The organism is Legionella steelei, from assembly GCF_001468005.1.
In the GTDB taxonomy this organism is placed as follows: domain Bacteria; phylum Pseudomonadota; class Gammaproteobacteria; order Legionellales; family Legionellaceae; genus Legionella; species Legionella steelei.
Genome location: NZ_LNYY01000019.1, coordinates 2,383,984 through 2,403,021, shown reverse-complemented (window position 1 = coordinate 2,403,021; position 19,038 = coordinate 2,383,984). Strand labels below are relative to the sequence as shown.

Below are 19,038 nucleotides of genomic sequence, written 5' to 3'. Positions count from 1 at the left end.
TTCTCAACTCATGTGTCAAGGATGTCCCCGAACAGTGTCAGGGATGTCCCCGGCTATACAACAGCCCAGCCTACATCGGTCATATTTGTCAACGAAATAGCAGAATAATAGGTCGTTCAGAAAGGGCTTGAAATTACGCTGCGCCTACATCAAGATGCAGGAGCAGCAATCAACGAAAATTTACTCTTCTTCGTCTACACGTTCATCCATATTGGCGGCAGCGTCTTGTTGTCTTTCTGCAACTTGCTCTTCTGCCACTGGAGCAGCGGCTGCTCCTTCTACTTGAGGCTTATCTTTCCACTCAAGCTTCACGCGACCTTGCTTATCAATACCAGCAACAAATACTTCAATATCTTGGCCTTCTTGCAATACAGATTCAACCTTTTGTGAGCGATCACTGCAGATTTGCGAGATATGTAGTAAGCCATCTTTTCCAGGTAAAAGATTAATAAACGCTCCGAAATCAACAATCTTACTTACTTTGCCCTGATACGTTTGCCCAACTTCAATTTCAGCAATTAACGCCTTAATTTGTTTTTGTGCTTCTTCCAATGCCTGCATATCTGGGGAAAATAATTGAACCACACCTGTATCATCGATATCGATTGAAACACCTGTGCTCTCAATCAATCCTTTAATCGTTGCGCCACCTTTACCAATAATAGTACGGATCTTATCTTCAGCGACTTTCATAGTAGTAATACGAGGTGCATGTTGTGATAATTCATCTCTGTGTTCTGATAATGCATTATTCATGACACCAAGAATGTGCAAGCGGCCCGCTAATGCTTGGTCTAGCGCTTGTTCCATAATTTCATTGGTAATCCCCTGGATTTTAATGTCCATTTGTAATGCGGTAATCCCTTGTTCCGTTCCAGCAACTTTGAAATCCATATCACCTAAATGGTCTTCATCACCCAATATGTCCGTTAACACGGCGAAGCGCTCACCTTCTTTAATTAAGCCCATTGCTACTCCAGCTACTGGAGCTTTCAATGGAACACCCGCATCCATTAATGCAAGGCTGGTACCACATACTGTAGCCATTGAGCTCGAGCCATTTGATTCAGTAATTTCAGAAACAACTCTTAATACATAAGGAAATTCTTTTGCTTCTGGCAATACTGCAACAATCGCTCGTTTGGCTAAACGGCCATGTCCAATTTCTCTACGCTTAGGACTGCCAACCATACCTGTCTCACCAACAGAATATGGAGGGAAATTGTAATGTAACATAAAGCGGTCTTTTGTTTCGCCAGCAATATTATCCAGCATTTGGGCATCACGCTCATTGCCTAGAGTCGCAACGACAATAGCTTGTGTTTCACCGCGCGTAAACAGAACAGAACCATGCGTTCTTTCTAAAAGTTTCGTGCGAATCGCAATAGGACGCACTGTCTTATGATCACGGCCATCAATTCGTGGCTCGCCATCCAGGATGCGATTACGTACGGTAGCGCGCTCTATTTCAACAAACATCGTACCAATAACATCCGCTTTTAACTCATCATTTTCAGCCTGCAAAGCAGCAATTGTTTGCTCTTTTAATTCACCTAGACGTTGATAGCGCTCTTGCTTGTCTCTAATCAGATAAGCGGCCTCAACTTCTTGTTTCGCCATATCAGCTACTCGTTGTTGCAAATGAGTATCTACTTCACGTGCAGTCCACTCCCAACGGGTTTTTCCTGCTTCAGCAGCCAGTTCTTCTATTGCTTTGATCACATTTTTCATCATTTCATGGCCAAACATGATCGCGCCACGCATAATGTCTTCACTTAATTCTTTAGCTTCTGACTCAACCATCAAAATAGCGTCTTTAGTTCCGGCAACCACCAAATCCAGCCTAGAATACTCTAAGTCTTTACGGCTGGGATTCAATAAGTAAATGCCATCTTTATACCCAACACGTGCAGCACCAATTGGTCCATTAAACGGTACACCAGAAAGCGCTACGGCAGCAGATGAAGCAATCATTGCAACAATATCTGGAGAAACTTCAGGGTTTAAAGAAAGAACAGTGACAATCACTTGGACTTCGTTACAAAAACCATCTGGAAATAAAGGTCGAATAGGACGATCGATAAGCCGTGAAGTTAATGTTTCATTATCAGAGGGTCTGCCTTCACGTTTGTTAAATCCGCCGGGGATTTTACCTACCGCATAAAATTTTTCCTGGTAATTTACTGTCAGAGGAAAAAAGTCATTGTTTTCGCCACCTTCTTTTTTACCAACTACAGTAGCTAATACTTGGGTGCCATTCATGCTGGCTAATACTGCTCCATCAGCTTGTCGTGCAATTTCACCAGTTTCCAATATAAGAGTGTGGTCACCAAATGCTATTTCTTTTGTAAACTTAGCCACGTAATCTTCCTCATTAAGTAATTATAACGAAAAAAAGGCGCTAAAAATTGCGCCTTTATTTAAAGTATCTTGTATAAAAAACATTTCCAAAGAAATGTGTTTGCTCATCAATCAATAAGAATCTCTCAGCTCTAGCGATTGAATCAATGTTTGATAACGAGCTTCATCGTTGCGCTTTAAATATTTTAACAACTTACGACGCTTATTAACGAGTTCTTGCAGTCCACGACGAGAATGGAAATCTTTTTTGTGCTCTTTAAAATGCTCAGTTAAATATTTAATGCGGCTTGTAATAATAGAAACCTGAACTTCAGGCGAACCTGTATCTGTTTCAGAACGCTTGAATTCATTAACAATTGCTGCTTTATCCGCGCTGCTTAGCGACATTATACACTCCCGGAACTACTAAGTATTCATTTAAAGGCGAACATTCTACCAAGGCATGTCCAACGAAACAAGTACTGAAAATTATTTTTGTGCAAAAAATTTCATATTTAATTGAGATCATTCATTTATAAGACGAAAAAGATTAAAAAGAAAGTAATCGTTTCGCTTTAATATCACCCAGTGTATTTCGTTCACCTAACCCAATAAATTGTGCTCTCTCATCATAAAGACGCACACAATCTGCTACTTCAACACCTATTTTATTTGTAATTACTCTGCCTTGACGAATTGCGACTATTTCGTCATCCAAAAGAGTTACTTGCTCTAAGTGGTTCACTGCTCTATCCATAGGCACTAAGCAATCCATTCTTTCGGAAGCAGACATCTTCTCTAACTCAGCGAGCGAATACATTGGCATATGTTCTAAACCTGAGGTATAGACCCTATGTAAACGAGTCACATGAGCCCCCACACCTAAAGCATCACCAATATCTTCAACTAAATTACGAATGTACGTTCCTTTACTGCACGTCACTGTTAAAGAAAATTGAACTCCGTCAAAAGCTATGAGTTGTAAATCACTAATCAGGATCTCACGCGCTTTTCTCTCAATCTGGATCCCTTCTCTGGCTAAGCGATAAAGAGGCGTACCATTATGTTTTAAAGCGGAAAACATCGAAGGAATCTGCTTTATATGGCCTGTATGTTGCATTAAAACATCTAATAATTGCTTTTCAGAAACGGTAAATGCATCAACACGCGCAGTGACTTCACCCATAGCATCAGCAGTATTGGTTTTAACACCCAATAAACCAGTGGTTTGGTAGCATTTATCTGCATCAAGTAAAAACTGACAGACTTTAGTCGCTTCACCAAAACAAAGCGGTAACATACCCGTAGCTAAAGGATCTAAGCTTCCCGTATGTCCTGCTTTTTGTGCTCCTAACAACCTTTTCGCTTTCTGTAACGCGGTGTTAGAGGTCATTCCTTCCGATTTATTTAGCAAAAAAATTCCATCTATTGCTAAAGATTTATTCGTTTTCATTATCTTCTGAAGTCGGAGGATTCACTTTATCAATGAGTCGGCTTAAATGTTGCCCATACTCTATTGATTCATCATAAACAAAATGTAGTTGAGGAACTGTACGTAAAGTAATACTTCGTGCCAAAGCACCGCGCAGATAACTGGCGGCAGCATTTAAAATTGTTGCGGCGACTTTTTTATCGTCATTAAGCACGGTAAAATATACTTTGGCATGACCTAAATCAGCAGCCACTTTTACTGCTGATATAGTCACAAAGCCTGTTAAGCGCGGATCTTTTACTTCCATTGGTATAATCTGAGCTAGTTTTCGCTGAATCATCTCAGCGACACGATCTGTACGTTTAAAATGATGACCCATATTTATAAATCACGCTTAATTTCTACTGTTTCATACACTTCAATGAGGTCGCCAGGTTTTACATCATTGTAATTTTTAACGCCAATACCACATTCAAATCCTTGGCGAACTTCAACCACATCGTCTTTAAATCTTCTTAATGACTCCAAAGTTCCTTCATAGATAACCACATTAGCTCGCAGTACACGAATAGGGTTATTTCGCTTAATAACACCCTCAATAACCATACAACCTGCGATAGCACCAATTTTTGGTGACTTAAACACATCACGAACTTCGGCAATACCAACAATTTCTTCTTTAAATTGTGGAGCAAGCATGCCTGTTAACGCACCTTTTATCTGATCCACAATATCGTAAATAACACTGTAATAATGTAGCGATACTGATTCATGCTCAGCCAATTTTTTAGCACCACTATCAGCTCTGACATTAAAACCGACTAAGATGGCACTAGATGCGATTGCCAAATGCACATCGGATTCAGTAATACCACCTACACCACTTGAAATCACTTCAACCTTAACTTCATCGGTAGATAATTTCACTAATGCGTCAGAAATTGCTTCAAGAGAACCTTGAACATCCGCTTTAAGTACAACATTAAGTACTTTTGATTCTCCAGCAGCCATATTTTCCATGATGCCTTCAATCGTTGATTTTTGTCGTCTGGCAAGTTTTACGTCACGGAATTTACCTTGGCGGAATAAAGCCACTTCTCTTGCTTTTTTCTCATCAGGAACAACAACTGCTTCGTCTCCGGCATGAGGAATTGCTGATAAGCCAAGAACCTCAACTGGAATTGATGGGCCAGCAGAATCCACCATATCGCCATTGTCACCAACAAGCGCACGCACCCGGCCATACTGAAAACCAGCAAGTAAAATATCACCCTTATGTAAGGTTCCACTTTGGACTAACACGGTTGCTACAGGGCCTCTACCTTTATCCAAACGTGATTCAATGACCACGCCCTTAGCAGCACCATCAGTAACCGCTGTTAATTCTAACACTTCAGATTGCAATAGGATTGCATCAAGTAACTCATCAATACCCATGCCTGCTTTGGCTGAGATATTGATAAACATAGTATCACCACCCCATGCCTCTGGAATGACTTCATGTACGGTCAATTCATTCATGACGCGATCTGGATCGGCATCAGGCTTATCCATTTTATTAATCGCAACAATGATCGGTACCTTTGCCGCTTTCGCATGTTGAATTGCTTCTATAGTTTGTGGCTTCACACCATCATCTGCGGCAACAATTAAGATAACGATATCAGTGACCTTTGCACCTCGGGCTCGCATTGCGGTAAATGCAGCATGGCCAGGGGTATCTAGGAAGGTAATATCACCTTTAGCCGTGCTCACATGGTAAGCACCAATATGCTGGGTAATACCACCGGCTTCACCAATAGCCACTTTGGTTCGACGAATATAGTCAAGCAAAGAAGTTTTACCATGATCGACGTGACCCATAATTGTAACTACCGGGGCTCTAGACTCAGTACGACTACCTTTAGTAATCGACTCTCCCAAACCTACTTCAATAGCATCTTCTTTGATTATGCGTGCTTTATGTCCCATCTCTTCAACAACAATTACGGCTGTTTCTTGATCAAGAACTTGGTTAATAGTTGCCATTGCGCCAAGTGACATCATAATTTTAATCACTTCAGCGGCTTTTACAGACATTCTTTTTGCTAACTCAGCAACGGTAATGGTTTCTGGTACTAAAACCTCTTTTATTACAGGCGAGGTTGGCAAAGCAAAGCCATGCGTTAATGATTCTTCGGCCTCTCTGAGTTTTTCCGATTTTTCGATGCCCTTACGCTTTTTGAATTTACTACGTCCACTACGTCTAGGTCCATCTTGATCTTCCTCGTCACGATCATAAGTCGTTTGGTATTTTGGCTTTTTCTTAACTTTTCTAAATTCTGATGCCTCTGCTTCGCTTGTCTGCTCGACATGTTTCTTTTTAGATTGTTTTTCCAATTTATGTTCTTCTTTTACAGCAGCCTCTTTTGTTTCTTCGGAGGTATTTTTATTTTCAATAACTTCTGGAGTAAGAGATTCTGTGGGCTCTTCAGTTTGTTCATCATGTGACACTTCTTTAGCCGCAGACTCTTCTTGGGGCTCAATATGCACCTCAGCGGTCTCAGCCACATTTTCAGCTGTCTCAGTAGCGATTTCAGATACACTTTCTGGAGCTGCTTCAACAAGATGCTGCTCAACCGCAATCTGCTGATCTTCGGACATAACTGCTGGCTCTTCAACTTCAGGTTGCTGCTCTAAAATCTGGGTACGTTTTACAAAGATTTTTTTCTTGCGAACTTCAACACTCACAGTTTTTCCACTATGCGCATCATGGCCAACAGTGACTTGTGATAAACTTTTTCGTCTTAAAGTAATTCGTTCAGGCGAAACATTCGCATCGCGCAGAGAAGTCCTCTTCAAATGATTAAGTAGGATCCGCTTTTGCTCTTCGTTCACAGTCTGTTGGTCATCAGTAAAAGATAACCCTGCTTCCTGTAACTGGTTCAATAAGCGTTCAACCGGAATACCAACGACTTGTGCTAATTGTTTAACCGTCACATCCGCCATATTTTAATCCCCTTTCAGCAGTTCTATCCATCATCTATGAGTAAAACTGCATATTGCACTACATTAATTTATAATAAATCCATAGTCTTATAAAAACCATGGTTCTCTGGCCTTCATAATTAAAGCCCCGGCCTTTTCTTCCGTTATTCCTTCAATTTCTAACAACTCATCTACAGATTGTTCAGCTAAATCTTCCATGGAGGTAATACCTTTAGCAGCTAATTTTTTAGCCAACTCATCAGTCATACCTTCCATTGAGAGTAGTGATTCGTCAGGTGAACCAGAAAGCTCTTTACCAGATGAAAGGGCCATAGTAAGTAATTTATCGTTTGCTCTATTTCTTAGCTCTTCAACAATTTCTTCATCAAATTCGTCTATAGCGAGTAATTCTTCTTTAGGTACATAAGCAACTTCTTCCAGTGAAGAAAAACCATGCGCTACAAGTAATGTAGCAATTTCTTCATCAATTTCTAGTGCAGAAGTAAATAACTTAACAATTTTACTCGATTCTTCTAAATTCTTATTTTCAAACTCATCTGTAGTCATGACATTCAAGGTCCATCCAGTTAATTGGCTTGCCAATCGAACGTTTTGACCATTGCGACCAATCGCTTGAGATAATTGGTCTTTTTCTACAGCTAAATCCATTGTATGCGTGTCTTCATCAACAACAATTGAAGAAATTTCAGCTGGAGCCATCGCATTAATTACTAATTGAGCTGCATTGTCATCCCACAAAATAATATCTACACGCTCACCACCTAGTTCGCTAGAAACAGCCTGAACTCGAGCTCCGCGCATACCCACACAAGCACCCACAGGGTCAATACGCCCGTCGTTCGTTTTTACTGCAATTTTAGCCCTGTTTCCTGGGTCTCGAGCTGCAGCTTTAACCTCAATAACGTTCTCACCAATTTCTGGTACTTCAATTCGGAACAGCTCAATAAGCATCTCATTACGAGTACGGCTCACAAATAACTGAGGACCGCGTGCTTGTGGTGTAATCTCGTATAAATAAGCCCGCACCCTATCATTCGGACGGAACATTTCATGAGGCAGCATCTCAGTGCGCGGTAAAAAGGCTTCTGCTTTACCACCTAAATCAATGATTATGTTATCGCGTGTTACTTTCTTAACCGTACCATAAATCAATTGTCCTAGCTTGCTTCTAAATTGATCAATTACGAGCTCACGCTCCGCTTCTCGGACCTTTTGCATAATAACTTGGCGCGCTGCCTGAGCTTCAATTCGGCCAAATTCAATTGAAGGAATTGATTCTTCGATACGCTCACCAATTTTTGTTGCTGGATTACGTTCTTTTGCTTGTTCTAGAGTTAATTGGCGGTCAGCGTGTTCTATCTCATCATCATTAACCACATCCCAATATCTAAAGGTTTCATACTCACCTGTACGGGAATCCAGTTTAATTCGCACACCTATATCTAAACCAAAGATCTTGCGAGTTGCAGACTCCAATGCGGCCTGAATGGCAAGTATAATAACATCTTTACTTACACCTCTTTCGTTTGATAACGCCTCTGCAACTAGTAACAATTCTTTGCTCATTGTTCGCCTCTCTATACTGTCAAACTTGCTTTCACAATATTTGAAAAAAGTAATTCTTGATCTTCGTTATTTACATTAAGTACCAAAGAACTCTCAGATACTGAGACAATAGTACCTGTAAATTTACGCTTACCAGCAACTGGTTTAAAAGTTTTTACTTGTACTTCGTTTCCTATGTAACGCTGATATTGCCAACTTTTAAATAGTGGTCTTGGAATGCCTGGTGATGAAACTTCTAAGCTGTAATTTCCATGAATTGGATCTTCAACATCAAGTAAAGCACTCACTTGATGGCTTACTGCTTCACAGTCTTCAATCCCTATTCCATCAGCTTTATCAATGTAGATTCGCAATAAAGAATGCCTACCTTGTGAAAGGTATTCACATCCCCAAAGCTCATAGCCCATATCATTGATCGTAGGAGCTAATAAATGTTCTAATTCATCTTGTATCATAGTATTAACAAACCAAAAAGGGGTACGTGCCTAATACAAATACAATATAGTAACCTGAGTTCGGGAAAGGACTTAACTCGGGAAAGTTACTTCTGATAAACAATGTTTCCGAGCACGACCTTGGCTTCACTGGGCTACTACTATTCTTTAGTGCAGTTACAAATTATACATAATAAAAAACCCCATAAATGGGGTTCTAAAAAAGTGGTAGCGGGGGCAGGATTTGAACCTACGACCTTCGGGTTATGAGCCCGACGAGCTACCAGGCTGCTCCACCCCGCGTCAACTGATGGCAAGTATACTGAGAGTCAGTACGCTTAGCAAGTACTTTCGCTAAGATTACGCATAAATATCTGTTCTACATTAAAAAAGCTGATATTTCTCTGATGCAGAAGCAGATTATTTAATTTTTAAGAACCAAAAGCATTAATACAAGCTACAATTAAGGCGCCTGGAAAAATACCCAAATAAAGAAGTGATAAGCAGTTGAAAGAAAGTACTACTGCATTTCCTTTATTTATAATTACAGGTTCAATATGCGTTGGTTTATCAAAATACATAATTTTAACAATTCTTAAATAATAGTAAGCACCTATTACTGTAAATAATAAACCAACCACCGCAACCCAAATCATTTGTGCATCGACTAAAGCTTTGAGTACCAGTAATTTTGCAAAAAAGCCAACCGTAGGTGGAACGCCTGCCAGAGAGAACATAACAATAAGCATCATAAATGCCAGCCATGGACTTCTTTTGTTAAGGCCTTTTAAATCATCAACATTATCAATTTCCATCCCTTGACTTGACATTAAAACAATCAAACCAAATGATGCTGCTGAAGTAATTGCATAAATCAAAATGTAATACAGCGCGGAAGAATAACCTGCAGTTGTGGCGGCTAAAATACCAAACAGTGCATATCCCATATGTGAAATCGCTGAATAGGCTAACAGACGTTTAATACTGGTTTGCACTACTGCAAATAAATTCCCTAATCCAGTTGAAAGTAGCGTCATTACCAATAAAATTTGTTGCCATTGCGCGCTGATATCAACCAAACCAATTGTCAACAGTCTAAATGTCATACCTACAGCAGCAATTTTTGGTGCAGTGCTAATAAATAAAGTAACCGATGTTGGCGCTCCTTGATAGACATCAGGAACCCACATATGGAAGGGAATTACTGCCAGCTTAAATGCAATACCGGATAAGATAAAGACTAGAGCAAAAACAAGTAATGTACTTTGCTGTTGCCAATTCGCAGTAATTGCATTAGCAACCTCCAGTAAATCAAGTTTTCCTGTTGCACCATAAATTAAAGAGATACCATATAAAAGCATCGCTGAGGCAATTGAACCCATGACAAAGTATTTGATTGCGGCTTCGGAAGCATCACTATCTGTTCTACGAATAGCAGTCATTGCATATAAAGGTAAGGATAATAATTCCAAACCAAGGAAGATAGTTAGTAGTGAGTGTGCAGAAACAAGGAGCATCATTCCTAATGTCGCAAACATTCCTAATACATAGTAATCACCTGCCGGCATTTGACGCTCATCTATATAATTTTTGGAATAGATAAAGCTCAGCAATACCGTTAGATAGATAAAGAACTTCATTAGATTAGCCACGTCATCATTAATAAATAGACCATGGAGTGTAATGACTTTATACATACCAATATAAAGGAAGCTAACCACAGCAGCTAACACCAAACCGATGCAGGATATAACATAAGCAATTGATTTATACCGATCTCGTAAAAATAAATCGGCAAGCAGCGCAATGCACGCTGCAACCAACACGATCACTTCCGGAAGGGCTACATGGATATTTTCAAGTAATGCTGTCATATTGATTAACCTTGATTACAATTTTGATTGACTTGCTAATGCTAGAGTATGGCTTACTGTTTGATGTATGTACTCCAACATCGGCTTGGGATAAACCCCCATAGCGATAACCATCAAAGCAAGTAGAACGTAAGCACTTAACTCAAACCCCGAAAGATCTTTTAATGCCGCAACTTTTTCATTTGCTACAGGACCAAAAATGACTCGTTTATACATCCAAAGATTGTAGCCTGCTGCAGTAATAAGGGTAGTGGCGGCCCAAAATGCCACCCAAAAACCGGCTTTAATTGATCCTAAAATCACCATAAATTCACCAACGAAACCCGAGGTGCCTGGGAGTCCTGCATTTGCCATACAAAAGAGCATAAAGAAGGATGCAAATATTGGCATTGTATTCACTATCCCACCCATATCTGCCAATCGTCGCGTATGCATGCGGTCATAAATATAGCCTACGCCAGCAAACAGTGCGCTTGAAACAAACGCGTGCGAAATCATAACCACAATTGCGCCTTCTAATATCAAGCCTGCTGCACTTAAACCCGTTTGTTTTGCAATTGCAAAGATTGCAAAACAACCTAAGGTTACAAATCCCATATGTGAAATTGAAGAATATGCAATGAGACGCTTCATATCTTTTTGAATAATTGCAACTAAAGCAATATAAACAATTGCAATTAAAGACAGAGCTATCATCACGCCTGCATAACGGCTGCATGCATCAGGAACGATTGGTAAGGAGAAACGAATAAATCCGTAAGCCCCGAGCTTTAATAAAATTGCTGCCAGTACGACTGAACCACCTGCCGGAGCTTCGGTATGGGCATCAGGTAACCATGTATGAACCGGGAACATTGGTATTTTTATTGCAAAACCTAAGAAAAATGCAATAAAAATCAAGGTCTGCGCAGTCATACTTAATTTAACAGCATAAAACGCCTCAATATTGAATGTACCAGCCGTATAACCCAAATATAAAAAGCTAGCGAGCATTAACACAGAACCTAAAAAGGTATATAAGAAAAATTTGATTGCAGCATAAACTCGATTGTCCGAGCCCCATATACCAATAATTAGATACATAGGAATGAGCGTTGCTTCCCAAAACACATAGAATAAAATTGCATCTAACGCTGAGAACACGCCGACTAACAAACCTTGCATAATCAAAAATGCAGCTAAATATTGCGATACTCTGCTGGTAATGCTATCCCAGGTTGACAATATCACCACTAAATTTGTAAAAATACTCAGTACGATTAAGAGTAAAGACATCCCATCGATACCTAAGCTATAGCTAATACCTAAAGCGGGCATCCATGGAAATTCTTCCAAATATTGCATTCCTAATACTTGTGGGTCAAAACCTGCAACCAAAGGGATACAAAGCAGCAAACACAGTATTACAGTAAATAATGCCAAATAACGCGAAATATTCGGGCTACGATCATCTCCTGCGAGAAGAACGAAGACACCGCCTATTACTGGCAACCAAATTAGTAAATTGAGCAAATAATGCATACCTTCACCCTATATTCAGCCGAGTATTAACCAGCATAAAAATCCAAGCAATCCAAAAACCATTACTGCTGCATAATGATACAGATAACCACTTTGTATAGCGCGACCTTTAGCTGAAAACCATCTAACAAGTCGACTGCTGCCATTAACAACCATTCCATCAATGAGCTTTTGATCACCCACACTGTAAAACACAGCTCCTAAACCCTTAGAACCTTTTACGAAGACTAAGTTGTTAAATGCATCAAATCCATATTTATTAACAAGTATCTTATAGATAAGTGAAAAATAGCGTGTCAGATAAGCTGGAATCGATGGAACTGCTATATAACAAATCCAGGCAATAACTACCCCCGCTAAAGTTATCCAAAGAGTAAGTGAGTAGACTGAATGCAACATGCTTTCAAAAGGTGAAGTAATTTCATGTGCCAGCTCAGCCAAAACATTATGTTGTGGGAGAACAAACAATGATGAACTTAAAATTGTTGGGTTGTCATAAAGCATAGGCATATACAGTACGTAACCCAAGATAATTGAAGGAATAGCCAAAAGAACAAGTGGCAACCATACAACCCATGGTGACTCATGAACATGGCTTAGTGTATGTTCATCCATTCGTGGTTTGCCATGGAAGGTCATAAACAAAGATCTGAAGGTATACAATGCGGTTACACCTGCACCAAGAACAACACAGAAATAGGCATAACTGCTGCCAGGTATTTGTGATAACTGAGCTGCCTCAATAATTGTATCTTTAGAATAAAAACCTGCAAATGGCGGTATCGCACAAAGAGCCAGCGAACCAATAACATAAGTCACATAAGTGATAGGCATTTTATTCCATAAACCACCCATTTTCCGCATATCTTGCTCATGATGCATACCAATAATTACGGAGCCAGCCCCAAGGAATAAAAGCGCTTTAAAACATGCGTGAGTCAGAAGATGGAACATCCCTGCACTATATGCAGAAGCGCCCATTCCAACCATCATATAACCTAATTGCGATAATGTTGAATAAGCAACTACACGTTTAATATCATTCATCACTAAGGCTAAAATACCAGTAAAGAGTGCTCCTGTTGCACCAATAACCAATACGACGCTTAGTGCCGTAGTAGAAAACTCAATTAAAGGCGAAATACGTGCGATCATAAATACGCCCGCGGTAACCATGGTTGCAGCGTGAATAAGAGCAGAAATAGGTGTCGGACCTTCCATTGATTCAGGTAACCATACATGCAGTGGCACCTGTGCTGATTTACCCATAGCACCTACATACAAGGCCAGACAAATCACCGTAACTAAAGACCAGGGATGTCCATTGAATATCTCGATGCTTTGACTTGATAGATAACTTACACTCTTGAATACGGTTTCATAATCAACACTACCCGTATATGCAAAGACCAGGGCAATACCTAATAGAAAGCCAAAATCACCAACTCGGTTTACAAGAAATGCTTTAAGGCTACCCTCAATTGCTGATTCTTTTTGGTACCAGAAACCGATAAGTAAATAAGAAACAAGACCTACACCTTCCCAACCAAAGAACAACTGTAGAAAATTGTTAGCAGTTACTAACATGAGCATCATGAAAGTGAATAGTGAAATATAGCTAAAAAAGCGCTGATAGCCATCATCATCTGCCATATAACCAATACTGTAGATGTGTACCAACAAAGAGACGAAATTAACTGTCACGAGCATAACCACACTAAGTGGGTCGATTAAAAAACCAATATTAAATTCAAAAGGAAGTATTAATCCGCCACTAGCCCAGTGATATACCACCGTGCTTTCAGTTGTAATGGCGCCAGAAAACAGTTGCCAAGCAACATACAGTGATACTACAAAAGAAATTGTAACACCGAGAATGGTTGCACTATGGGCCCCGACTCGTCCTATTTGATTACGGAAGAAGCCAGCAATTATGGAGCCTGCCAAGGGGGCTAAAACAATTATTAAACAAAGTTGTTGGATACTCACAATGTTAACCTTTTAAATGATTCATCTTATCTACGTCAATATTGCCTCTATTTCTATAAAGCAACATCACTATGGCCAATCCTATTGCTGCTTCTGCTGCAGCAACTGTTAAAATAAAAAAGACAAAAACCTGACCACTAATCTCATTATAATAATGAGAAAACGCAATAAAATTTGTATTCACTGCAAGTAACATCAATTCGATACATACCAGCAGTAAGATGATGTTTCTACGATTCATCATTATGCCAATAAGACCAAACCCGAATAAAATCGCACCTAAAATCAGGTAGTTATTAACAGGTATCATAAGGAATTCCCCAATATTATTTTTCTGCTTTCATATTAATTAACTCGACCCGCTCATTTCTACGAGTCAGAATCTGTTGTTTCACATTCTGTCTCTTTGACTTTCTCGGGCCTCTATGTACCAGGGTAATTGCAGAAATAATCGCAATAAGTAATAAAACAGCTGCAATTTCAAAAGCCAGTAAATAATCTGTATACAAAACCATACCTAGGGCTTCAGTATTTGATAATGGCTGTGCTTCGTTATTTTGTGCTACATCAAGAAATTGTGAACTGATTGCAGTAGTGCTTTGTGTTTCAACATTGGATTTAAATGTACCTGCAGGGATAGATACCATTAAAAGCCCTGTTAATAAAGCAACAAGAATTAAGCCAAACGGTAAATACCGTCTGTAATGGCTTTTAATCACTTCAATATCAATATTGAGCATCATGACCACGAATAAGAACAACGTCATCACCGCGCCAACGTATACCAGTACTAAGATCAGGGCAAGAAACTCTGCTTCGGCAAGTATCCATAATATTGCACTTGCAAAAAAGGTAAGTACAAGAAATAAAACACTACGCACTGGGTTGTCTTGTATGATTACCATAAAGGCAGCACCAACTGCTATAGCCGCAAAAAAATAGAAAATTATTTGGTTTAATAATTCATGCATACTTTACCCCGTTATCGGTATTTTTCATCAGCAGCGCGATCTGCTGCAAGTCTTGGCTCCAGCAAATCACCAAGTGCAAGGAGCTTTTCCTTAGTCATAATATTTTGACCACGTTCGCTAACATGATAGTGAAGTACTGGTGTAACGACTATGGAATCTACAGGGCAAGATTCCTCACATAGACCGCAATTGATGCATTTAAACACATCAATATCATATCTTGTGGTTCGTCTAGATCCGTCTTCTCGTGGTTCGGACTCTATAGTTATTGCCAATGCAGGACAAACCGCTTCGCATAATTTGCAAGCGATACAACGCTCTTCGCCGTTAGGATAACGGCGAAGAGCAAGTGCCCCTCTAAATCGAGGAGATAATGGGGTTTGCTCTTCTGGAAACTGAACGGTTATCTTTTTCTTAAAGAAATATTTTCCAGTTAACTTTAGACCCTGCAATAACTCTATAAATAGAAAACTGCGTATGTAGTATTTAATATTTTGATATGCTTTTTTCATCGGCTTCTCTATTAACCATTAAAACCAAGGTTTAACATGTGTAACAACCATTAATGCGGTTACAATAATCCAAACAATGGTGACCGGAATAAGTACTTTCCAACCTAAACGCATAAGCTGGTCATAACGATAACGAGGAAAAGTAGCTCTTATCCATAAATATACATACAGGAAAAAGCTCACTTTTACGAGTAACCAAACAAAACCGGGTACAACAAAAAATATGTTTTCTAGGAAAGGAATCCCTTCAAATGGTGACATCCAGCCACCTAAAAACAGAATGCTGATTAGTACAGAGATAAGAATCATGCTTGCATATTCTGATAAGAAAAATAGCGCAAACCCTATCCCAGAGTATTCAACATGGAATCCTGCAACAATTTCAGACTCCCCTTCTGCCAAATCAAAAGGTGCCCTATTTGTTTCGGCAATTCCAGCAATCCAAAATACAAAAAACAGCGGAAGAAGAGGAATAAACCACCAATGTAAAATTCCACCTCTTTGTGAATTAACTATATCAGTTAAATTCATGCTTCCAGCAGCTAATAACACGCCCACTAAAGCAAAACCCATAGCAATTTCATAAGATACCGTTTGTGCAGTACTTCTTAATGCACCAAACATTGCATATTTAGAGTTAGATGCCCAACCAGCAATTAATACCCCGTAAACTCCAAGTGAACTCATTGCAAAAATATAGAGCACGCCTGCATTAATATTGGCTAATACTATTCCTTCCTGAAATGGAATAACTGCCCAACCTGCTAGAGCCGGTACCAAGGCAAATAGAGGTGCGGCAATAAATAAGTATTTATTTGAACGCGTAGGAATAATAATTTCTTTAGTAATTAACTTAATTAAATCCGCGATTGGCTGCAGTAAACCTTTTATCCCAACACGGTTAGGCCCTATACGCGCTTGTATATACCCAATAACCTTACGCTCTGCATATATTAAATATGCGACACATAGTAGTAAAGGTACTACGATGATTAATATTTTAATGATGATCCAAATTAATATGCTAATGTCTTGCAGCATTTTCTTACCTGCCTAGCGCTTAATAGTTATTGCAGCAAATGAATGACCCAAATCTACTGTTTCAGGCATCGCGTTTGCTACCCATACAACATCTGCCGCAATGCGTTCATCACGTTTAAGCGGCAATGTTATCTCAATATCTCCCTGAGATACAGTAGCAACATCCTCTAAGTTCAATCTATCTGCTGTTAGAGGATTGATACGTATGCATGCCGATTCAGCAGCAGCGCATAATTGCAGCTCTTTGCTATTTCTAACAATTGCATCACTACGATAGAGTGGCCACTCCCCAACGCGAACTAATGATTGATTCATCACTGGCAGGCTCTCAGGATAATATGGCTTATATTCCTGCTCCATTGTGATTGCAACACTATTTTTAATTTCTGCCAAAATATCTTCTGTTGACAGATATTCAAAGCCATCACAATGCAATAAATTGCCTAATACTCTCAATATCTTCCATGCAGGGCGTGACTCGCCGTAAGGCGCCAATGCTCCCTTTACAGTTTGCCAAGTATTATCCACATTAATGTAGGTCCCTGAAGTTTCAGCATAAGGAGCCATTGGTAAAATGACATCTGCATAATCATGCATTGACTCATGATTGTACGCAGACATTAATACTACAAATTCCGCAGCAAGCATGGACTGTCGTGCACCATAAGGATTTGCAAAATCAAAACCTGGCTCTACGCCCATTAAAAAATAGGCTTTGAGTTTGGCATTCAACGCGGCTTGTACATCCATTCCTGGAGTAGAGTCAGTTTTTCCAGCCGTTGTCCGATGCGGAACCATACCCGCCATCCAAGCACCTGCTGTGTTTGCACCATGCGTCAGTCTGAGTACTTTGGCGCCGCTTAATTTTTCGATATGGAATACTAATGTACGAAGTAAAGCTGCTTCAGGATGATTTTCACACAAAGCACCAGTAATCAAGCATGCTTTTTCCTCTTTCAATGCTTTAGCAATTTTTTGGGTTGCCTGGTCTGGCTCAAGTCCTATTAATAACTTCTGAACTGTTGCTGGCAACATTTTTATATCATCAGTAAGTGCTAAGGCAAGTTTCGCGAGCTGCATTGGCATTTCTAAAGGTGAAACGATAGCACGTTCACTGAGATCAAAGCGATATTCAAAATCCACTGGGTTTATCGCATAGATGTTGGCACCATTGCGATAAGCCTTACGAACTCTGACGCCAGCAAGCGGAACTTCACGATCAATATTACATCCGATCAACACAATTGTGTTTTGTAGTTCAATTTCCGCATAAGGTAATGAGTTTGTAGGCGTAGTTGCCTGGGTTTCCTGATCTTTAAAATCTACTTGTTGCAATCGGTGATCTAAGTTGTGGACACCAACCGCACGCATTAATTTTTGCAGCAAGTACATTTCTTCCAACGTAGAGGAACTGGATGCAAAGGCCGCCACTTGTTCTACACTATTTTGTTTTATAACTCGTGCTAAGCCTTCTGCTGTAAATTTTAAGGCGGTTTCCCAATCTACAACTTCCCATTGGCCATTACGTTTAATTTGTGGCTGGCTTGCCCTTGATGGATTTTTTAATCCAAGATAGCTAAATCGATCTCTATCTGATAACCAAGTTTCGTTAATCACTTCATTTTCTTTAGGAACTACGCGCATTAACTGATTGCGCCGTGTATGCAGATAAATATTTGAGCCAAGACAATCATGTGGTGCTACACCATCATGCTGGGTAAGTTCCCACGCTCTGGCTGTAAAACGATAAGGTTTTGAAGTTAACGCACCTACTGGGCACAAATCAATAATATTGCCAGAAACTTCTGACTTCATACTGTGCTGAACATAAGTTCCAATTTGCATGTGCTCACCACGGCCGGTTGCACCCAACTCTCGTAAGCCTGCGATTTCCTCACCGAAACGAACACAACGGGTACAATGGATACAACGAGTCATTTCTGTTGAAATCAGCTCACCCAGCTTATCATCTTCTACAGAACGCTTTGTTTCTGTATATTCTGATGCATCTGCTCCATAGCCCATAGAGATATCTTGCAGCTCACATTCACCACCTTGGTCACAAATAGGACAATCCAAGGGGTGGTTAATAAGTAAGAACTCCATTACGACTTTTTGCGAATGTAATGCTTCCTCTGATTTGGTAAACACTTTCATTCCATTAGTAATAGGAGTAGCGCATGCAGGAACTGGCTTACGGCCATTTTCTACTTCAACTAAACACATGCGGCAATTTGCAGCCACTGATAATTTTTTATGATAACAAAAACGTGGAATATGAATGCCTGCTTCATCAGCAACTTCAATAATCATTTTACCGTTTTCAGCTTCAAATGTTTTACCGTCGATTTCAATAGTAGTAGTCATGGT

General features: G+C 39.8%; 15 protein-coding genes and 1 tRNA gene. All 16 read right to left on the bottom strand.

What is annotated here, in order from left to right:
* Positions 1-180: 180 nt before the first annotated feature.
* The 16 genes from pnp to nuoG all read right to left on the bottom strand — a co-directional run bounded on the left by pnp (position 181) and on the right by nuoG (position 19,035).
* Positions 181-2,361, bottom strand: a complete 2,181-nt coding sequence (gene pnp, locus Lste_RS14600) for a polyribonucleotide nucleotidyltransferase (RefSeq protein WP_058511641.1) — start codon at positions 2,359-2,361, stop codon at positions 181-183.
* A gap of 111 nt (positions 2,362-2,472) precedes the next feature.
* A complete protein-coding gene (rpsO, locus tag Lste_RS14595) occupies positions 2,473-2,748 on the bottom strand; it encodes a 30S ribosomal protein S15 (protein WP_058511640.1) in 276 nt (91 codons plus the stop codon).
* A gap of 142 nt (positions 2,749-2,890) precedes the next feature.
* A complete protein-coding gene (truB, locus tag Lste_RS14590) occupies positions 2,891-3,793 on the bottom strand; it encodes a tRNA pseudouridine(55) synthase TruB (RefSeq protein WP_058511639.1) in 903 nt (300 codons plus the stop codon).
* Positions 3,780-4,151, bottom strand: coding sequence for a 30S ribosome-binding factor RbfA (gene rbfA, locus Lste_RS14585; RefSeq protein ID WP_058511638.1), 372 nt, complete (start codon positions 4,149-4,151; stop codon positions 3,780-3,782). The genes truB and rbfA overlap by 14 nt, the downstream gene beginning before the upstream one ends.
* Before the next feature lie 2 nt (positions 4,152-4,153).
* Positions 4,154-6,760 (bottom strand): translation initiation factor IF-2, encoded by a 2,607-nt coding sequence (infB, locus tag Lste_RS14580; RefSeq protein ID WP_058511637.1) that lies wholly within the window; start codon positions 6,758-6,760, stop codon positions 4,154-4,156.
* An 87-nt stretch (positions 6,761-6,847) separates the two neighbouring features.
* Positions 6,848-8,326, bottom strand: coding sequence for a transcription termination factor NusA (gene nusA / locus Lste_RS14575; protein WP_058511636.1), 1,479 nt, complete (start codon positions 8,324-8,326; stop codon positions 6,848-6,850).
* Positions 8,327-8,337: 11 nt separating this feature from the next.
* Positions 8,338-8,781 carry a ribosome maturation factor RimP gene (gene rimP / locus Lste_RS14570; protein ID WP_058511635.1) on the bottom strand — a complete coding sequence of 148 codons (444 nt, stop codon included), beginning with the start codon at positions 8,779-8,781 and terminating at the stop codon, positions 8,338-8,340.
* Positions 8,782-8,986: 205 nt separating this feature from the next.
* A tRNA-Met gene (locus tag Lste_RS14565) sits at positions 8,987-9,063 on the bottom strand.
* Between the two features lie 128 nt (positions 9,064-9,191).
* Entirely contained in the window at positions 9,192-10,634 is a 1,443-nt protein-coding gene (gene nuoN, locus Lste_RS14560) for an NADH-quinone oxidoreductase subunit NuoN (protein WP_058511634.1), read from the bottom strand.
* A gap of 15 nt (positions 10,635-10,649) precedes the next feature.
* Positions 10,650-12,155, bottom strand: a complete 1,506-nt coding sequence (locus Lste_RS14555) for a complex I subunit 4 family protein (RefSeq protein ID WP_058511633.1) — start codon at positions 12,153-12,155, stop codon at positions 10,650-10,652.
* Positions 12,156-12,170: 15 nt separating this feature from the next.
* Complete coding sequence (gene nuoL, locus Lste_RS14550) at positions 12,171-14,144, bottom strand: NADH-quinone oxidoreductase subunit L (protein WP_058511632.1); 1,974 nt, start codon at positions 14,142-14,144, stop codon at positions 12,171-12,173.
* Positions 14,145-14,148: 4 nt separating this feature from the next.
* Positions 14,149-14,454 (bottom strand): NADH-quinone oxidoreductase subunit NuoK, encoded by a 306-nt coding sequence (nuoK, locus tag Lste_RS14545; protein WP_058511631.1) that lies wholly within the window; start codon positions 14,452-14,454, stop codon positions 14,149-14,151.
* Between the two features lie 16 nt (positions 14,455-14,470).
* A complete protein-coding gene (locus Lste_RS14540; protein WP_058511630.1) occupies positions 14,471-15,115 on the bottom strand; it encodes an NADH-quinone oxidoreductase subunit J in 645 nt (214 codons plus the stop codon).
* Positions 15,116-15,126: 11 nt separating this feature from the next.
* Positions 15,127-15,627 (bottom strand): NADH-quinone oxidoreductase subunit NuoI, encoded by a 501-nt coding sequence (nuoI, locus tag Lste_RS14535; protein ID WP_058511629.1) that lies wholly within the window; start codon positions 15,625-15,627, stop codon positions 15,127-15,129.
* Positions 15,628-15,645: 18 nt separating this feature from the next.
* Complete coding sequence (nuoH, locus tag Lste_RS14530) at positions 15,646-16,668, bottom strand: NADH-quinone oxidoreductase subunit NuoH (protein WP_058511628.1); 1,023 nt, start codon at positions 16,666-16,668, stop codon at positions 15,646-15,648.
* A 12-nt stretch (positions 16,669-16,680) separates the two neighbouring features.
* Positions 16,681-19,035 (bottom strand): NADH-quinone oxidoreductase subunit NuoG, encoded by a 2,355-nt coding sequence (nuoG, locus tag Lste_RS14525; RefSeq protein WP_058511627.1) that lies wholly within the window; start codon positions 19,033-19,035, stop codon positions 16,681-16,683.
* Positions 19,036-19,038: the final 3 nt, after the last annotated feature.